Origin of the sequence: Streptomyces azureus, assembly GCF_001270025.1 — a bacterium.
GTDB classification, from domain to species: domain Bacteria; phylum Actinomycetota; class Actinomycetes; order Streptomycetales; family Streptomycetaceae; genus Streptomyces; species Streptomyces azureus.
Map to the genome: position 1 here is coordinate 98,812 of NZ_DF968357.1, position 17,005 is coordinate 115,816.

Below are 17,005 nucleotides of genomic sequence, written 5' to 3' on the forward strand. Positions count from 1 at the left end.
CCGTGCCGCCGGGGACCGGGGGGTCGTCTTTCTGTGGGTCTTACGTATCCGTTCTCGCACGCGTTCGAATCTCGCACGCGTTCGAAGGAAAGACGCTCACCTCGGTCTCATGGTTGCCGAGAGTGAGCGTGACCGATCTCAAGTGATCGCGAGTGGGTCATCTCTCAGGCACTTTTGCGGGCAGAGCCGACCAATCAAGATCACTTGTTCCGGAGCAAGGGGCGCGCTGTCAGTGGCAGGTGCGAGGATGCGTGTCAGTACTGGCCGACGTGCTGGGGCGGGGTGGGGGACTCCGCGCCCGGGCAGAAGGGACCGCTGACGGCGATGCAGATCCGGCTGACCGTCGTAGACCCGCTGGGCCTGGCGGCTCCGGCCCGGGACCGCGCCGCGCGCTGCGACGTGCTGGTCACCGCGCCCGCCGGGACGGCGCTCGCGGCGGTGTCCTCGGCGCTCGCCCAGGTGGTCCACGGCGGTGACGGCTCGGGCTCCCCGGTGCTGTACGCCGGGGAGCAGCGGCTCGACGCCCAGCGCTGCACGCTCGGCGAGCCCCCGCTGACCGACGGTGCCGTGCTGTCCGTGGGCGCGCCGGGCGAGCCGGAGCCGCATCCCGAGCTGGACGACGCACCGGCCCAGCTCCAGGTGGTCGCCGGGCCCGACGCCGGCGGCGTCCACCTCCTGCACGGCGGCGAGATCCGCATCGGCCGCTCCGCCGACGCCGACGTACCGCTCGACGACCCGGACGTCTCCCGGCTGCACTGCGCGGTGACGGTGAGCGCCGACGGCCGCGTCTCGGTCGCCGACCTCGACTCCACGAACGGCACGACGCTGGACGGCGCGCCGGTGGGCGGCCGGGCGGTCCGTTTCGCGCCGGGGGCGCTGCTGCGGATCGGCGAATCGGCGCTGCGGCTGGCTCCCGCCGGGGGGCCGGGTGGCCGGGTGGACACGACGCCGGACGGGGAGGGGCACGTGCGCGTACCCGGGCCTGTCGGCGCCTCGGGGGCGGATTCGCACGCATCGGACCCGATACCTGCCGGGACTGCCGGTGCTCATGGGCCTGCCGGGCCTTCTGCCCCTTCCAGTGCTTCCGGTCCCGCCGTTCCTTCCGGGCCGACTCATCGCGCTCACGGCTCGGCGGCCTGGGACGCGCCGGGCACCGCGGGGCACGGCTCCGGGGAATCGGCGGTGGTGCCGGGGCAGGGTGGGGCGCCTCGCGCCGAGAGCAGGGGTGCGGGAGCGGCCGCGGAGGCTTCGCAGCCGACTGCCGGGGGCGGGCCGGCGGCCGCGCAGGGCGGATTCCGGGCCGCCGCCGGTGAGCAGGGGGCGGGCATCGACCGCGGCCAGGAGGACTCGGGGTCCGTCGCCCGGGCTCCCCGGCAGCGCGGCGCCGCCGGGGACTCGTCGGCAGAGGCCTCCCCCGACGGCGTCACCAGCACTCCACGGCAGCGCGGTGCGACGCAGGGCGGGCTCAGTGCCGGGGACACGCACGCGGGGCGCTCCGGGGCCGGGGCGTTCGGTGACGTGCGTGCGGACGATTCCGGCCAGGGCGCCGGAACGGCGGGCGGCGTCGTCCCTCATGCCCGGGCCGCGGGCCAGGCGGCCCCCCGCCCGACGGCTCCCGTCGGCACCGGTCCGGTCGGGAGTGGCCGCCCTGGCGACGGCGGCGGCCCGCTCTCCCCGGCAGACGCCACGGACGAGCGGTCCGGTCGCGGGCGCAAGGGCACTCCCCTCCGGGGCACCGATGTTCCGCCGGGGACGCGCAGGCGGGGCGGGCTCGGGGCGTGGGCGCGGCGGTTGGCCGGAGGACGTGGCGAGCAGGGGCCGGCCGCGCACGGGACGTACGAGGACGAGCCGGCCGAAGTGGCGGTGGAGCGCTCCGCCGCCGGACCGGCGATGCCGGAGACGTGGCCGGATCCGGCCATGCTGCTGCTGACGGCGCTGGGGCCGGGGCCCCGGCTGTGGGAGCGCGGCCCGGGCCACCCGGAGGCGCTCGCGGTGCGCCTCGGCACCGCCGACCGGGCGGCGCCGGACGGCTCGGGCCTGCTGCCCGCCGTGCCGGTGACCTCCGGGCTGCGCGAGGTCGGCGCACTGGGGCTGGCCGGGCCCCGGGCGCGGCTCGCCGGGCTGGCCCGTGCCGTGCTGGCGCAGCTCACCGCGCTGCACTCCCCCGACACCCTGGAGATCGTCCTGATCGCCGCGGACCGCTCCCGCCCCCTGGAGGAGCGCACCGCCGAGTGGGGCTGGCTGGGCTGGCTGCCGCATGTCCGCCCGGGGCACGGGCAGGACTGCCGCCTGCTGCTCGCGTACGACCGGGAACAGGCCGCCGCCCGCACGGACGAGCTCCTCCGCCGCCTGGAGGACCATCTGGCGGACGCGGGAGGGGGCACCGCAGGGGCCGCCGGGCTGCTGGACAACGTGCGGTTCTCCAGAGCCCAGGCGACCGACGGCCCGAGCGGCAGCGCGCCGGGCCCCGGTGCCCAGGACGGCAGCAGCCCGGCGACCGGCACCGCCGCCGGTCCCGTGCCCCGCCGCCCCTCCTGGGCCCGGGACGACACCCCCGCCCTCGCCCCCGCCCCCGACTTCCCCGGCCCCTACACCGTCGTCGTCGTGGACGGCGACCCCGGCGGAGCCGACCTGCGCGAGGCCGTGGCACGGCTGGCGCTGGAAGGCCCCCGGGCCGGGATCCACGTCGTCTGCCTGGCCGAGACGGCGGCCGCCTCCCCCGCCTCGCCCGTGACGGAGACCTACGAGGCGGCCTGCTCGGTGTCGCCGACGTTCCGGCAGTGCGGTGCGGTCGCGCTGCTCAGCGGGGACGTGGCGACGGCGCTGCGGCTGATGCGCGTGGCCCGGGTCGGCGGCGCCTCGGGACCGGCCGGGCCCGTGGGCCACGGCACCATCGCCACCGTCGACGCCGTCTCGCCCGCGTGGGCCGAGCGGTTCGCGCGGGCGCTGGCGCCGCTGCGTACGGACGGCGCGGCGGGTGAGGGGCAACCGCGCGTCTCCGCGCCCCTGCCCCAGGCGGCGCGGCTGCTGGACGAGCTGGGCCTGGCCCGGGCCACTCCGGCGTCGCTGATGGCGCGCTGGGCGGACGCGGCCGACGACACCGAGGCGCTGGGCGGGCGGGTGCGCGCGGTGCTGGGCGCCGGTCCGCGCGGCCCGGTCTGCGCGGACCTCGCGGCCCAGGGCCCGCATCTGCTGGTCGAGGGCCCGCCGGGCAGCGGCCGTACGGAGCTGCTGCGGGCGGTCGTCGCGGCCCTGGCCGCCGCCGAGCGGCCGGACCGGCTGGGCATCGTGCTGGTCGACGGCCGGGGCGGCCCCGGCGCGGGCGGCGGGTCCGGCGAGGGACTGCACGTGTGTACGGACGTCCCGCATGTCACCACGTACCTCACGGCCCACGACCCGGTCCGGATGCGCGAGTTCGCGCAGTCCCTGAGCGCCGAGCTGAAGCGCCGCGCCGAGCTGCTGGGGCGTTCCGACTTCGCCGAGTGGCACACCGGGCGCGAGCTGTCGGGCCGTATGGTCGCCCAGCGCACAGTGACGGCCCGGGGCGGCCCCCAGGCCGAGGCCGGTGCGGGGACGGCAGCCGGGGCCGGGGATCTCGACTCCCCGCCCAGTTCGACGATGCGGCTGCGGCCCCGAGCGGCCCGGCGGCAGACGGAGGCGGCGCCGCCGCTGCCCCGGCTCGTCGTGGTCGTGGACGACCTGGACGCGCTGGTCTCCCCCGCTCTCGGCTCGACCGGACGGCCCGCGGCCGGATCGGTGATGCGCGCGCTGGAGGCCGTGGCCCGGGAGGGCGAGCGGCTGGGCGTCCACCTGGTGGCGGCCACCGGCCCGTGCGCCCGTACGGCGGAGACGGAACCCGCGCGCCGGGCCACGCTCCGCGTCACCCTCGACGCCCCGGCACCGGGCCCTGACGAGCCTGCTCCGGGCCGTGGCAGCCTCGCCTGCGCGGACGGGCGGGTCACGCCTTTCCAGGGCGGGCGGGTCACCGGCCGTATCCCCCGGACGGCGACACTCCGGCCCACGGTCGTACCCCTGGAATGGCACCGCATGGGTGACCCTCCGGCCCGGCGCCCGGTGCGGGAACTCGGAAACGGCCCGACCGACCTGGCACTGTTGGCCAGCGCGCTGGAAAGGGCGGCGCGGGAGGTCGCGGCGGCACAGGTGCCGTCACTTCTGTAGCACTCGTCCGTGGCACTGGCTGGATGCCGACCCCGTTTGTTGATCAGGGACGAGTCCCTGGTCACGAGGGGGTCACGATCCCCCGCTGGACAGCCGACGCCATCTTGCCGCCCCCGCACACCCGGGCGTAGACCAGATCGCACGGGAGCGCGCTCGACGTTCGACGAGGGAACGAAGAACGGGGCAGTCATGCGCATGACGAGCACCATCCGGACACGCTGGTCGCCGCAACGGGACAAGGCGACCCCCCACCACCGCAGAGCCGCCAAGGCCGCGGCCGCCGTCGCCGCGGGAGCGCTCGCGCTCTCGCTCACCGCCTGCGGAGGCGACGGCGACGGAAGCGGTGGAACCGAGGGAAACACCGAGGAGACCGCCAACAACGTCACCCTTCCGAAGCTGGACGGGACGAGCCTGGAGATCGCCGCCGTGTGGAGCGGCGCCGAACAGGCCAACTTCAAGAAGGTCCTGGCGGAGTTCGAGAAGCGCACGGGCGCCAAGGTCACGTTCGTGCCCGCCCAGGACCCGATCATCAACTTCATCGGCTCGAAGGTGGCCGGCGGGCAGCCGCCGGACATCGTGATGCTGCCGCAGCCGGGCGCCATCAAGCAGGCCGTCGACCGGGGCTGGGCCAAGCCTCTCGGCGCCGAGGCGCTGAAGGAGCTCGGCGAGAACTACTCGCAGGGCTGGCAGGACATCGGCAAGGTGGGCGGCAAGCAGTACGGCGTCTACTACAAGGCCGCCAACAAGTCCCTGATCTGGTACAACAACCAGGTCTTCGAGAACGCCGGGGCGAGTGAGCCCGAGACCTGGCCGGATCTGCTGAAGACGGCACAGACGGTCTACGACTCCGGCGTCACCCCGTTCTCCGTCGGCGGCGCCGAGGGCTGGACGCTGACCGACTGGTTCGAGAACGTGTACCTCTCCCAGGCCGGGCCGGAGAAGTACGACCAGCTGGCCAAGCACGAGATCAAGTGGACGGACCCGTCCGTGAAGGACGCGCTGACCACGCTCGCGCAGGTCTGGGGCAAGGCGAACTACGTCGCGGGCGGGGCGAACGGGGCGTTGCAGACCGACTTCCCGGCCTCCGTCACGCAGGTCTTCACCGGCGGGGACCAGCCCAAGGCGGCCATGGTCGCGGCCGGCGACTTCGCGCAGGTCAACATCCCGACGACCATGAAGGTCGGCACGGACGCGAAGGTGTTCCCCTTCCCCGCGGTGGGTGACACGGGACCGGTGGTCTCGGGCGGCGACGCGGCCGTGATCCTCCAGGACTCGAAGGGGGCGCAGGCCCTGGCCACCTGGCTCGCCTCGCCGGACGCGGCGCAGATCCAGGCCAAGCTGGGCGGCTACCTCTCGCCGAACAAGAACGTGCCGAACTCCGCGTACCCGAACGCGGTGCAGCAGAGGATCGCCAAGGCGCTCATCGATGCCGGTGACGACTTCCGCTTCGACATGTCCGACCAGGCCCCGCAGGCCTTCGGCGGCACGCCCGGCAAGGGCGAGTGGAAGATCCTCCAGGACTTCCTGAAGAACCCGAAGGACATCGCGGGTACGCAACAGAAGCTGGAGACCGAAGCGGCCGCGGCCTACGGAGGCTGACGGCATGACGTCGGCCACGGCGGCAGGGGGCGTCAAGCCCCCTGCCGCTCCCAAGTCGCGCAAGAGTGTGACCGGCACCCGCAGGACCGTCGCGGCGCTGTTCCTGCTGCCCGCGCTCGTCCTGCTCGGCGCGCTCGTGGTGTACCCGATCGGGTACTCGGTGGTCCGCAGCTTCTACGACCAGTCCGGCGACGGGTTCGCCGGAATCGACAACTACAAGGCCCTCTTCACCGACGAGGGCATTCGCACCGCGCTGAAGAACAACATCATCTGGGTGGTGTTCGCGCCGACGGTCGCGACGGTGCTCGGCCTGATCTTCGCGGTGCTGACCGAACGGGTGCGCTGGGGCACGGCCTTCAAGCTGGTCGTCTTCATGCCGATGGCGATCTCGATGCTGGCGGCGGGCATCATCTTCCGCCTGGTCTACGACCAGGACCCGGACAAGGGCGTCGCGAACGCGGTGTGGGTGGGCGTGCACGACACGTTCGCCCAGGCGTCGGCGTTCCCGAAGGCCCACCCGGGCCGGGAGTCGCCGCTGGAGCCGGCGGGCGGGGGCGCCTTCATCACCAAGTCGCCCGTCCGCGCGGGCGAGACCGTCTCGCTGCCGCTGGTGGGTGTCGCGCCGGACCTGATGCCGGACGACGCGAAGAACGCCGTGGCGGCGAAGCCCGAGCCGGGCAAGATCACCGGTACGACCTGGCAGGACTTCACGCGGGGCAAGGGCGTGGGGACGCTCAACCGGGTCGACCCGTCCGAACTGGGCTATGCCGGCATGAGGATCGAGGCCGTGAAGGACGGCAGGGTCGTGGCGTCGGCGACGGCCGCCGACGACGGCACCTTCACGCTGCCGGCCTCGGCCGACGGGTCCCAACTCCGGCTCCCCGACAGCAACTTCAAGGAGCCGTACCGGGGCCTGGACTGGCTCGGACCGTCCCTGGTCACCCCGGCCATCATCGGCGCGTACATCTGGATGTGGGCGGGGTTCGCGATGGTGCTGATCGCGGCCGGGCTCGCGGGCGTGCCGCGCGAACTCCTGGAGGCCGCCCGGGTCGACGGCGCGACCGAGTGGCAGGTGTTCAGACGGGTCACGGTGCCGTTGCTGGCGCCGGTCCTCGCGGTCGTCACCGTCACCCTGATGATCAACGTGCTGAAGATCTTCGACCTGGTCTTCATCATCGCCCCCGGCTCCGCCCAGGACGACGCGAACGTCCTCGCCCTGGAGCTGTACCGCAAGGGCTTCTCCGAGGACCAGCCGGGCATCGCCAGCGCCATCTCGGTGTTCCTGCTGCTCCTCGTGATCCCGGTGATGTGGTTCAACGTGCGTCGGCTCAGGCGGGAGGTCAGGCGATGAAGGTGCGTCTGCCCTGCGTCGGCTGGGGGTCCGGGGGCCCGCGGCGGCAGCCGCTGATGTCCGCGTCCCCGGGAAGGCACAGTAACGTGCGTCGGCTCAGGCGGGAGGTGCGGCGATGAAGACGAAGCAGTCGCTGGGGTCCCGGCTGGCCGAGGGGGTCAGCGGTGGGCTGGTGCGGGTGTTCCTCATCGTCGTCGGCCTGTTCTGGCTGGTGCCGACGATCGGTCTGCTGCTGGCGAGCCTCCGTTCGCCGGAGGACATCGCGGCGAGCGGCTGGTGGAAGGTGTTCACCGAGCCGTCGCAGATCACGTTCGACAGCTACTCCAAGCTGCTGGAGAACGAGGACATCACCAGCAGCCTGCTCAACACGGTGTGGATCACGGTGCCGGCGACCCTGCTGGTCGTGATCATCGGCTCCCTGGCGGGCTACGCCTTCGCCTGGATGGAGTTCCCGGGGCGCGACTGGTGGTTCCTGGGCGTGGTCGGCCTGTTGGTCGTGCCCGTGCAGGTCGCGCTGATCCCGATCGCCGAACTCTTCGGAAAGCTCGGCATCTTCGGCTCGGTGACCGGCGTGGTGCTCTTCCACGTCGGATTCGGTCTGCCGTTCGCGGTGTTCCTGCTGCGGAACTTCTTCGCGGAGATCCCAAGAGAGCTGCTGGAGGCCGCGCGGCTGGACGGGGCGGGTGAACTGCGCCTGTTCTTCCGTGTCGTGATGCCGCTCGGTGCCCCGGCGATCGCCTCGCTCGGGATCTTCCAGTTCCTGTGGGTATGGAACGACATGCTGGTCGCGCTGATCTTCTCGGACTCCGGGAGCCAGCCGATCACGGTCGCACTCCAGACGCAGGTACGGCAGTTCGGCAACAACATCGACGTGCTGGCACCCGGCGCGTTCATCTCGATGGTGGTCCCGCTGGCCGTCTTCTTCGCCTTCCAGCGGCAGTTCGTATCCGGCGTGATGGCGGGAGCCGTCAAGTAGCGTTCAGTGCAAGGCAGTTGAAGGGGCGGGCCGGTCGCGGTCCGCCCCTTCCGCGTTCCCCCGGATGCCGTAGCCGCCGTAACCGACTCGCCCCACCGGCCGTTCCCGGGCCGAACGCCCGCGCCGACCGATGGATGGCCTCTTGCCCAGGTTCAGTGTCATTGTCCCCGCGTACCAGGTTCAGGCGTACCTGCACGAGTGCCTCGAATCGGTGCTCTCCCAGTCCTGTCCCGATCTGGAACTGATCGTCGTCGACGACTGCTCGCCGGACGCGTGCGGCGCGATCATCGACGAGTTCGCCGCCCGCGACGCGCGCGTCCACCCCGTCCATCTGCCCGAGAACGTCGGCCTGGGCCGCGCGAGAAACGCCGGCGTGGCGCACGCGAGCGGCGACTACCTGCTGTTCCTCGACAGCGACGACACCCTCACGCCCGACGCGCTGCGGTCGATCGCGGACCGGCTGAAGGAGACGGGCGATCCGGACGTCCTGGTCTTCGACTACGCGCGCACCTACTGGACGGGGGAGGCGATCCGCAACCAGGCGGCCCTCCAGCTCACCGAGCAGGGCCCGGCCCCGTTCCGCCTGGAGGAGCGGCCCGGCCTGCTGAGACTGCTTATGGTCGCCTGGAACAAGGCCTACCGGCGGGAGTTCGTCGAGGAGAAGGGGTTCGTCTTCCCGCCCGGGTACTACGAGGACACGCCGTGGACGTACCCGGTGCTGATGACCGCGGAGTCGATCGCGACGCTGGACCGCGTCTGCGTGCACTACCGGCAGCGGCGGCAGGGCAGCATCCTGCGCACCACCAGCGAGCGGCACTTCGACGTCTTCGAGCAGTACGACCGGGTGTTCGCGTATCTGGAGGAGCGCCCCGACCTTGCCCGGTGGGGGCCGGTGTTGTTCCGCCGCATGGTCCATCACCTGGCGATCGTGTACTCCCGGCGGGACCGGCTGCCCCCCGGCTCGCGCGCGGACTTCATGCGCCGGGCCCGGGCCCACTACCGCCGCTACCGCACCCGGGGCGCTCCCCTCCCCCTGCGCGCCCGGGTGCAGCACGCCCTGATCCGCTTCGGCCTGCACCGCACGTACCGCACGCTCCAGCTGGCGTCGGCCCTGCACCGCGGCGTCGCGCGGATCACCGGTAAACTGCTGCGCGTCCTGCGGTCCGCCGCGCTCAGGCTCCACTACCGCGTCCAGCGCTGTCTCCCGTTGCGCGCCGACCGGGCCGTCTTCGCCGCCTACGACGGCCGCGGCCACAGCTGCAACCCGGGCGCGCTGGAGTCCGCGTTCCGCGATCTCGCGCCGCACATCCGCACGGCGTGGATCGCCCGTCCCGAGCACCACCACACGATCCCGCCGGGCCCGCGCCGCCTCGTCCCCGGCACGGCCGCCTACTGGACGGCACTGGCCCGCTCCGCCTACCTCGTCAGCAACACCGAATTCGACCACCGTCTGGTCAAGCGCCGGGGCCAGACCCTGATCCAGACCGGGCAGGGCACCCCGCTGGGGCACATCGGCCTCGACCTCCAGGAGCGCCCGGCGGCGGCCCGGGGCAGGGACTTCGCCCGCATGCTCAAGGGCGTCGACCAGTGGGACTACGTGCTGTCCGCCAACCGCCACACCACCCTCACCCAAGAGCGCGTCCACCCCGGCCGCTACACCACACTGGAGTACGGCTACCCCCGCAACGACGTGTTCCGCACGGCGACCGAAGCGGACGTGGCCCGGCTGCGCGCCTCGCTCGGCATCCCGGAGGGCACGGTGGCGATCCTCTACGCGCCGACCCACCGCGACTACCGACGCTCCCAGCGCCACGCCCTCGACCTCCAGCGGATCGTGCGCCGCCTGGGCCCGCGCTTCCTGGTGCTGGCCCGCGCCCACCACGCCTACGACGCCCCGCTGAGCAGCACCTTTGGCCGGGTCGTCGACGTCAGCGACCACCCGAGCGTGGAGTCCCTGTGCCTGGCCTCGGACGCCCTGGTCACGGACTACTCGTCCCTGATGTTCGACTACGCCAACCTGGACCGGCCGATCGTGATCCACGCCGACGACTGGGAGGCGTACGAGGCGGCCCGCGGCACCTACTTCGACCTGCGCTCCTTTCCGCCGGGCGCGGTCGCGCGCGGCGAGGACGAGCTGATCGACATCTTCGCCACCGGCCACTGGCGCGGCTCCCGGTCGGCCCAGCTGCGCTCGGCGTTCCGGGAGCGGTTCTGCACGTACGACGACGGCCGGGCCGCCGAGCGGGTCGTCCGTCGGGTCGTCCTCGGGGAGCCGGAGCTGCCGCCGGTCGTGCCGCTCGACGAGCGCCGGCCGGTGCCGTCGGCGGTGGCCTCGCTGACGCGCGAGCCGCTCACCACGGTGCCGCAGCCTGCCGTCGTCGTCGACAGCCTCTGAACCCGGTGCTCACGTGGGAGTCCGTATGCCCTCCAGCCCGTCGCGGCCGACCCCGAGCCGGCCGCCCTCCTGGCGCCCGTCCGGGAGGCCGGGACGCCGTAGTCGCGTCGCCTGACGCGGCCCTCTTTTCCGTAGAGCCTCGACCCTCGACAGAAAGAGCAGAATGCCCCGCTTCAGCATCGTCGTCCCGTCCCATGGGGTCGCGGGCCGGCTGTCCCAGGCGCTGGATTCGATCCTCGCCCAGTCGTTCGGCGACTTCGAGCTGATCCCGGTGTGTGACGCGCCCGACTCACCCGCGGCGGACGTCGTCACCGGGTACGCCGAGCGGGACTCCCGGGTGACGCCGGTGCACTCGCCGCCGTCGGCCGGTCTGGCCGGGGCGCGCAACACCGGGCTGCGGGCGGCGGTCGGAGGCCACGTGCTGTTCCTCGACGGCGACGACGTCCTGGTCCCGGGGGCGCTGGCGGCGCTGGACGCCCGGCTGGGCGCGGTCGGCGACGTCGACGTCCTGTACTTCGAGCACGAGCGCACCCCCTGGTGGGAGGGCGAGCCGGCCAACCCGGCCGCGCCCCTGCTGGCCGGGACGCCGGACGGGGCCTTCTCCCCCGACCGGGCCCCGCGGCTGACGGGCGTGGCGCTGCCGGCGTGGAGCGCGGCCTACCGCCGGGGCTTCCTCACCGAGCAGGGCCTCGCCTTCCCCGGGAACCACTTCACCGACACCGGGTTCGGCGGTCTGGTCGCCCTGCGGGCGGAGCGGGTGGCGGCCCTGCGCGCGGTCGTCGTCCGGCATCTGCTGCGCCGGCAGGGCAACCGTCTCAACCTGCCCGGGGAACACCACGCCGAGCTGCTCGACCAGACCGAGCTGGTGCTGACGCGGGCCAAGGAGCAGGGGCTGGCGGAGGACCGGCTGAGGCCGCTGTTCGAGCAGCTCTTCGCCGCCGTACTGAGGACGGCCGCCCACCCCCGGCGGCTGCCGGCCGGGCGGCGCGCCTTCTTCCACCGGGCGAGCGCGCTCTACCGGCAGCACCGCCCCGCGGGCTACCAGCCGCCCGGCGGCAGCCTCGGTGTCCAGCACCGGCTGCTGGCGGCCGGGTCGTACGCGGCGTTCCGCACCTTGCGCGCCGCCAACCAGAGGGCCACGCGAGCCGTCGCGCTGCTCCCGCGCCCCCGGGGGCTGCGCACCCGCCTGCGCTACGCGGCGGGCCTGCGCCTCCCCCTCGACGAGAACCTCGCCGTGTACTGCGCGTACTGGGGCCGCGGCTACGCCTGCAACCCGGCCGCGATCCACGCCAAGGCCCGCGAACTCGCCCCGCACATCCGCTCGGTGTTCCTGGTGGAGCCCGACGCGGTGGACAGCGTGCCGAAGGACGTGGAGCACGCGGTGATCGGCAGCCGGAAGTACTGGCAGGTGCTCGCCCGCGCCAAGTACCTCGTCAACAACGCCAACTTCGCGGGCGCCGTCGTCAAACGCCCCGGCAGCGTGCACCTCCAGACCCAGCACGGCACGCCGCTGAAGAAGATGGGCGCCGACCAGGCGACGTACCCCGTGGTGGCCGCGGCGACCGGGAGCTTCACCAGGCTGCTGGCTCGGGTCGACCGCTGGGACTACAACCTCACCTCCAACCGCCACTCCACCGAGATGTGGGAGAAGGCGTTCCCCGGCGCGCACGAGACCCTCGAGTACGGCTATCCGCGCAACGACGTCTACTACACGGCGTCCGCCGAGGACGTCACCCGCGCCCGCAAGGAGCTGGGCGTTCCCGACGGCAAGAAGGCCCTGCTCTACGCGCCCACGCACCGCGACTACGCCACCGGCTTCGCGCCGGGCCTGGACCTGGCGGAGTTCTGCGAGGCGATCGGCGACGACTACGTCGTGCTGCTGCGCGCCCACTACTTCTACGACCAGGGGGCGAGCCGGGGCGGCGGCCGGATCATCGACGTCACCGGGCACCGCTCCTCGGAGGACGTGTGCCTGGCCGCCGACGCGCTGATCACCGACTACTCGTCGATCATGTTCGACTACGCCAACCTGGACCGGCCGATCGTCGTGTACGCCGACGACTGGGACGTCTACCGGGAGGTCCGGGGCGTCTACTTCGACCTGATGGCGTCCCCGCCCGGCCGGGTCGCCCGCACGCCCGAGGAACTGGCGGCCGTATTCCGCGACGGCGAATGGGCGGACGAGTCCGCCACGGCCCTGCGCGCCGCGTTCCGGGAGCGCTTCTGCCAGTTCGACGACGGGCGGGCCGCCGAGCGCGTCGTACGCCGGGTGCTGCTGGGGGAGCCGCCCGAGTCGGTCCCGCCCGTGATCCCGCTCGCGGAGCGCGTCCCGGCCCCCGCCGCCGCCACCCTCGTAAGGAGCTGACCGAAGAAGTGCCCCGCTTCAGCATCATCGTCCCCGTCTACAAGGTGCAGGGCTTCCTGCGCGAGTGTCTCGACTCGGTGCTCGGCCAGTCGTACGGCGACTTCGAGGTGATCGCCGTGGACGACCGCTCGCCGGACGGCAGCGGTGCGATCCTCGACGAGTACGCGGCCCGCGACGCCCGGGTGCGGGCGCTGCACCTGCCCGAGAACGTCGGCCTCGGCCGGGCCCGCAACGCCGGTCTGGAGCAAGCGGCCGGCGACTACGTCCTGTTCCTCGACAGCGACGACCACTACACGCCGGGCCTGCTGGCGGCCGTCGCCGCGCGCCTCGAAGCGGCCGGCGAGCCGGACATCCTGGTCTTCGACCACGTGCGCGCCCACTGGTGGGGCCGGGGCGGGCGCAGCGAGGCGGCGGACCTGCTGGCCGCGGCGGGCACGGACACCTTCGGCATCCGGGAGAGCCCGCAGTACCTGAACCTGTTCCTGGTCGCCTGGAACAAGGCGTACCGCCGGTCCTTCTTCCAGGAGCACGGCCTTCGGTACACCCCGGGGCTGTACGAGGACGCGCCGGTCACCTACCGGTCGATGGTCCTGGCGGACCGGATCGCCTGCCTGGACCGGATCGGGGTGGAGTACCGGCAGCGCCGGCAGGGCGCGATCACCAAGACGCCGGGGCGCCGGCACTTCGACATCTTCCCGCAGTACGAGGGTCTGTTCGCGTTCCTGGAGCAGCGCCCCGACCTCGACTGGGCGCGGCCGCCGCTGCTGGAGCGGGCCTTGGACCACATGCTGTTCGTGCTGGCCCGGGAGGACCGGGTGCGGCCCGCGGACCGGGGTGACTTCTACCGCGAGATCCGCTCCTTCCACCGCCGTCACCTCCCTGAGGGCGGCTTCCCGGAGCCGGACGGCTGGCGCGGGGTCGAGATGCGGCTGCTGGCCTCGGCGCCCTACGCGTCGTACGCGGCGGTGCGGGGTCTGCGGGACCTGCGCGCGGCGGCCCTGGGCGGGCAGCGGCGGGTGACACGGAAAGCCTCGGACGTCGCCGTGCGCACCTGGTACCGGGCCCAGTCGAAGCGCCCCCTCGATCCGCATCTCGCCGTCTACTCGGCGACCCACCACCGGGGCGTGTCCGGCGACCCGGCCGCGATCCACGCCAAGGCGCGCGAGCTCGCCCCGCACATCCGGGGCGTGTGGGTGGTCCGGGAGGACGCGGTGGACGCGCTGCCACCCGGCATCGACCATGTGACGCCGGGCTCGCGGAGCTACCACGAGGTCATGGCGCGGGCCACGTACTGGGTGAACAACGTCAACTGGCCCGGCACCCTGGCCAAGCGGCCCGGCAGCGTCCACATCCACACCCACCAGGGCACACCGCTGAAGTACATGGGCGCCGACCTGCTGACCAAGCCGGGCGCCCGGCTCGGCTTCGACGTACCGCAGATGCTGCGCCGCGCCGACCGCTGGGACTACAGCCTGGTCGCCGGGCGGCACGCGGAGCGGACCTGGGAGCGGGCGTACCCGTGTCACTTCACCTCGTTGCGGACCGGCAGTCCGCGCAACGACGTGCTGGTCGGCGCCGGTCCGGAGCGGGGCCTGGCCGTGCGCGAGCGGCTCGGTGTCCCCGCCGGCCACACGGTCGTGCTGTACGCGCCGACCCGCCGTGACTACCGGCGGGGCGGGCACGTCGACCGGTTCGACCTGGCCCGGTTCGCCGCGGACCTCGGCCCCGGCCACACGCTCGTCGTCCGTCTGCACCCGTCGCTGGCCGGGGGTGTGGCGCGCGGCCTGGGCCTTGCCGACCTGCACCGGCGGGGTGTGGTGGTGGACGCGACGGACGAGCCGCACGTCGAGGACGTGCTGCTCGCCTCCGACGCACTGGTCACCGACTACTCCGCCCTGATGTTCGACTACGTCCTCCTCGACCGGCCGGTCGTGGTGCACGCCGACGACTGGGGCGCGTTCACGGCGAGCCGGGGCGCCTACTTCGACGTCACGGCCTACGCGCCGGGGCACGTGTCCCGCTCGTACCGGGAGCTGGCCTGGCTGTTCGCGTCCGGCACCTGGCAGGACGCGGAGTCGGCTCGGCTGCGGGCGGGCTTCAGACAGCGGTACTGCGAGTTCGAGGACGGGCAGGCCGCCGAGCGGGTCGTCCGCCTGCTGATGCTGGGCGAACCGGGCGGTGCGCTGCTGCCCGCGGCCCGCCGGATCCCGGGTCCGCGTGCCCGGTCCGAAGCGCTGGTCGAGCGATGAGAACTCCCGCCACGCCCGAGGCCGTGCCCTCCCTGCCCGGCCAGCGGGCCTCCTCGGCACGGCCCCCGGCCGCCGTCGAGCGGCTGGGGCCGGTCCACTGGTGGCACGCGGCGCTGGTCGCCGTACCGACCGCAGCCCTGTTCGTGCTGGGCTACCGGCGGCGCTGGATCTGCGACGACGGGCTGATCTACCTGCGTCCGGTCCGGCAGATCCTGGCGGGCAACGGGCCCGTGTTCAACGTGGGGGAACGGGCGGAGAGTTCGACCGGCACCCTGTGGCAGTGGCTGCTCGCGCTCGGCACGTGGGTCACCGGCGAGGACCCGGCGTTCCTCGCGGTGGGGCTGGGGCTGCTGCTGAGCACGGCCGGTTTCGGGACGGCCCTGTGCGCCACGTGCCAGCTGCACCGGGGCGCGGGGCTGCTGCTCCCGGCGGGTGTGTTCGTGCTGCTGGCCGTGCCGCCCTTCTGGTCGTACATGACCTCGGGCCTGGAGAGCGGCCTCGGCGCCTTCTGGACCGGCCTGTCGTGGTGGCTGCTGACGGGCACCCGGCGCGGTCAGGAAGCCCGGGTGACCTGCGCCACCGCCTTCGTGTTCGGGCTGGGGCCGCTGGTCCGGCCCGATCTCGCCGTGGTCACCGTGTGCTTCCTGGCGGCGCAGTGGTGGGTGCTGCGCCCGTCCCGGCGGGGCACCGCGGCCATGCTGGCCTCGGCGGTGGCGCTGCCGCTGGCGTACGAGGTGTTCCGCGCGGGGTACTACGGGATCCTGGTGCCACTGCCCGCCATCGCCAAGGAGGCGAGCGCCAGCGACTGGGGCCGGGGCGCCGGCTATGTGCAGGAGACGCTCGGCCCCTACTGGCTGTGGCCCGTCGTGCCCGTGCTCGCCGCGCCGGCCGCCCTCCTCGTGCGGCGCGTCCGCCGGGAACGGCGGGACCGCGCCCCGGGCCGGGCCTCGCTCGCGGTGCTGCTGGCGCCGCTCGTGGCGGGTGCGCTGCTGACCGGGTACGTGGTCCGCGTCGGCGGCGACTACATGCACGCCCGCATGATCCTGCCCGCCCTCCTGCTGCTGCTCCTGCCGGTCCTGGTCGTGCCCGCGACCAGGTTCACGGGCGTCGCGAGCGCGCTGCTGGTGGTGTGGCTGTGCGCGGCGGTCAGCCCGCTGCGGGCACCGTTCGACGTGCGCAGCACGCCCGGCTCCTTCAACGTGCGCAGCTCCGACGTGGAGGGCCTCGGCGACCACAACCCGGTGCGCACCGCCACCTGGGTGGACAACTGGCCGTCCCTGCCGGAGGGGCGCGGCATGCTGGCTCAGGCCGCGCGGGCGCCCCGGCCGACGCTGCTGTACTTCGACGCCGGGCGCCGGCTGCACGCCACGCCGATGCGGGAGGACTCCCCGTACCACGTGGTGATCGTGGGACGTCATCTCGGTGTCACGGGAGCCGCCGCGCCGCTCGACGCCTACGTCAACGACGCCTGGGGGCTGGCCAGTCCCATCGGCGCGCATCTCGCGCTGGAGCGGTGGAGCTGGCCCGGGCACGAGAAGTTCCTGCGCAACCACTGGGTCTTCGCGGAGTGGGCGGTGGAACACCCGCCGCAAGGCGACCTGCTGCGGGCCGGGGCCTCACGGGAGGCGGTCGAGGCGGCCCGGGCCGCGCTGGGCTGCGGCGAGCTGGCCGAGCTGAAGGAGTCGGTGCGCGCGCCGCTGACCGCCGAGCGGTTCTGGCGGAACCTCACGGGGGCCTTCGAGCGGACGCAGTTCCGGTTCGCGCGCTGGCCGGCCGCGGCGGAGGAGTCGCTGTGCGACTGACGTCGGCAGGTGGTGCAGCCGCCTCACCCGATGAAGTGACCCGGGGTCAGGATGTGCGGGCGGACGGGAACATTCGGCGCATGCCCCAG

Annotated in this window: 8 protein-coding genes; all 8 read left to right on the forward strand. The window is 73.6% G+C overall.

From position 1 onward, the window contains the following. The first annotated feature begins 324 nt into the window (after positions 1–324). The 8 genes from AOQ53_RS28085 (at position 325) to AOQ53_RS28120 (ending at position 16,916) form a co-directional block, all read left to right on the forward strand. Positions 325–4,179: an FHA domain-containing protein gene (locus AOQ53_RS28085; protein ID WP_059421503.1), complete on the forward strand. Its 3,855-nt coding sequence runs from the start codon at positions 325–327 to the stop codon at positions 4,177–4,179. Between the two features lie 189 nt (positions 4,180–4,368). Then, positions 4,369–5,778: an ABC transporter substrate-binding protein gene (locus AOQ53_RS28090; protein ID WP_059421462.1), complete on the forward strand. Its 1,410-nt coding sequence runs from the start codon at positions 4,369–4,371 to the stop codon at positions 5,776–5,778. Between the two features lie 4 nt (positions 5,779–5,782). Beyond that, complete coding sequence (locus tag AOQ53_RS28095; RefSeq protein WP_059421463.1) at positions 5,783–7,129, forward strand: carbohydrate ABC transporter permease; 1,347 nt, start codon at positions 5,783–5,785, stop codon at positions 7,127–7,129. Positions 7,130–7,244: 115 nt separating this feature from the next. Then, a complete protein-coding gene (locus tag AOQ53_RS28100; RefSeq protein ID WP_059421464.1) occupies positions 7,245–8,105 on the forward strand; it encodes a carbohydrate ABC transporter permease in 861 nt (286 codons plus the stop codon). Between the two features lie 142 nt (positions 8,106–8,247). Continuing rightward, on the forward strand, positions 8,248–10,500 hold the full coding sequence (locus AOQ53_RS28105) for a bifunctional glycosyltransferase/CDP-glycerol:glycerophosphate glycerophosphotransferase (protein ID WP_059421465.1): 2,253 nt from the start codon (positions 8,248–8,250) through the stop codon (positions 10,498–10,500). Between the two features lie 163 nt (positions 10,501–10,663). Further along, positions 10,664–12,865: a bifunctional glycosyltransferase/CDP-glycerol:glycerophosphate glycerophosphotransferase gene (locus AOQ53_RS28110; protein WP_059421467.1), complete on the forward strand. Its 2,202-nt coding sequence runs from the start codon at positions 10,664–10,666 to the stop codon at positions 12,863–12,865. Positions 12,866–12,873: 8 nt separating this feature from the next. Beyond that, positions 12,874–15,114, forward strand: coding sequence for a bifunctional glycosyltransferase/CDP-glycerol:glycerophosphate glycerophosphotransferase (locus AOQ53_RS28115; protein ID WP_059421469.1), 2,241 nt, complete (start codon positions 12,874–12,876; stop codon positions 15,112–15,114). Next, positions 15,111–16,916, forward strand: a complete 1,806-nt coding sequence (locus AOQ53_RS28120; RefSeq protein WP_059421471.1) for a hypothetical protein — start codon at positions 15,111–15,113, stop codon at positions 16,914–16,916. Before AOQ53_RS28115 ends, AOQ53_RS28120 begins: the two co-directional genes overlap by 4 nt. The last annotated feature ends 89 nt before the right edge of the window (positions 16,917–17,005 follow it).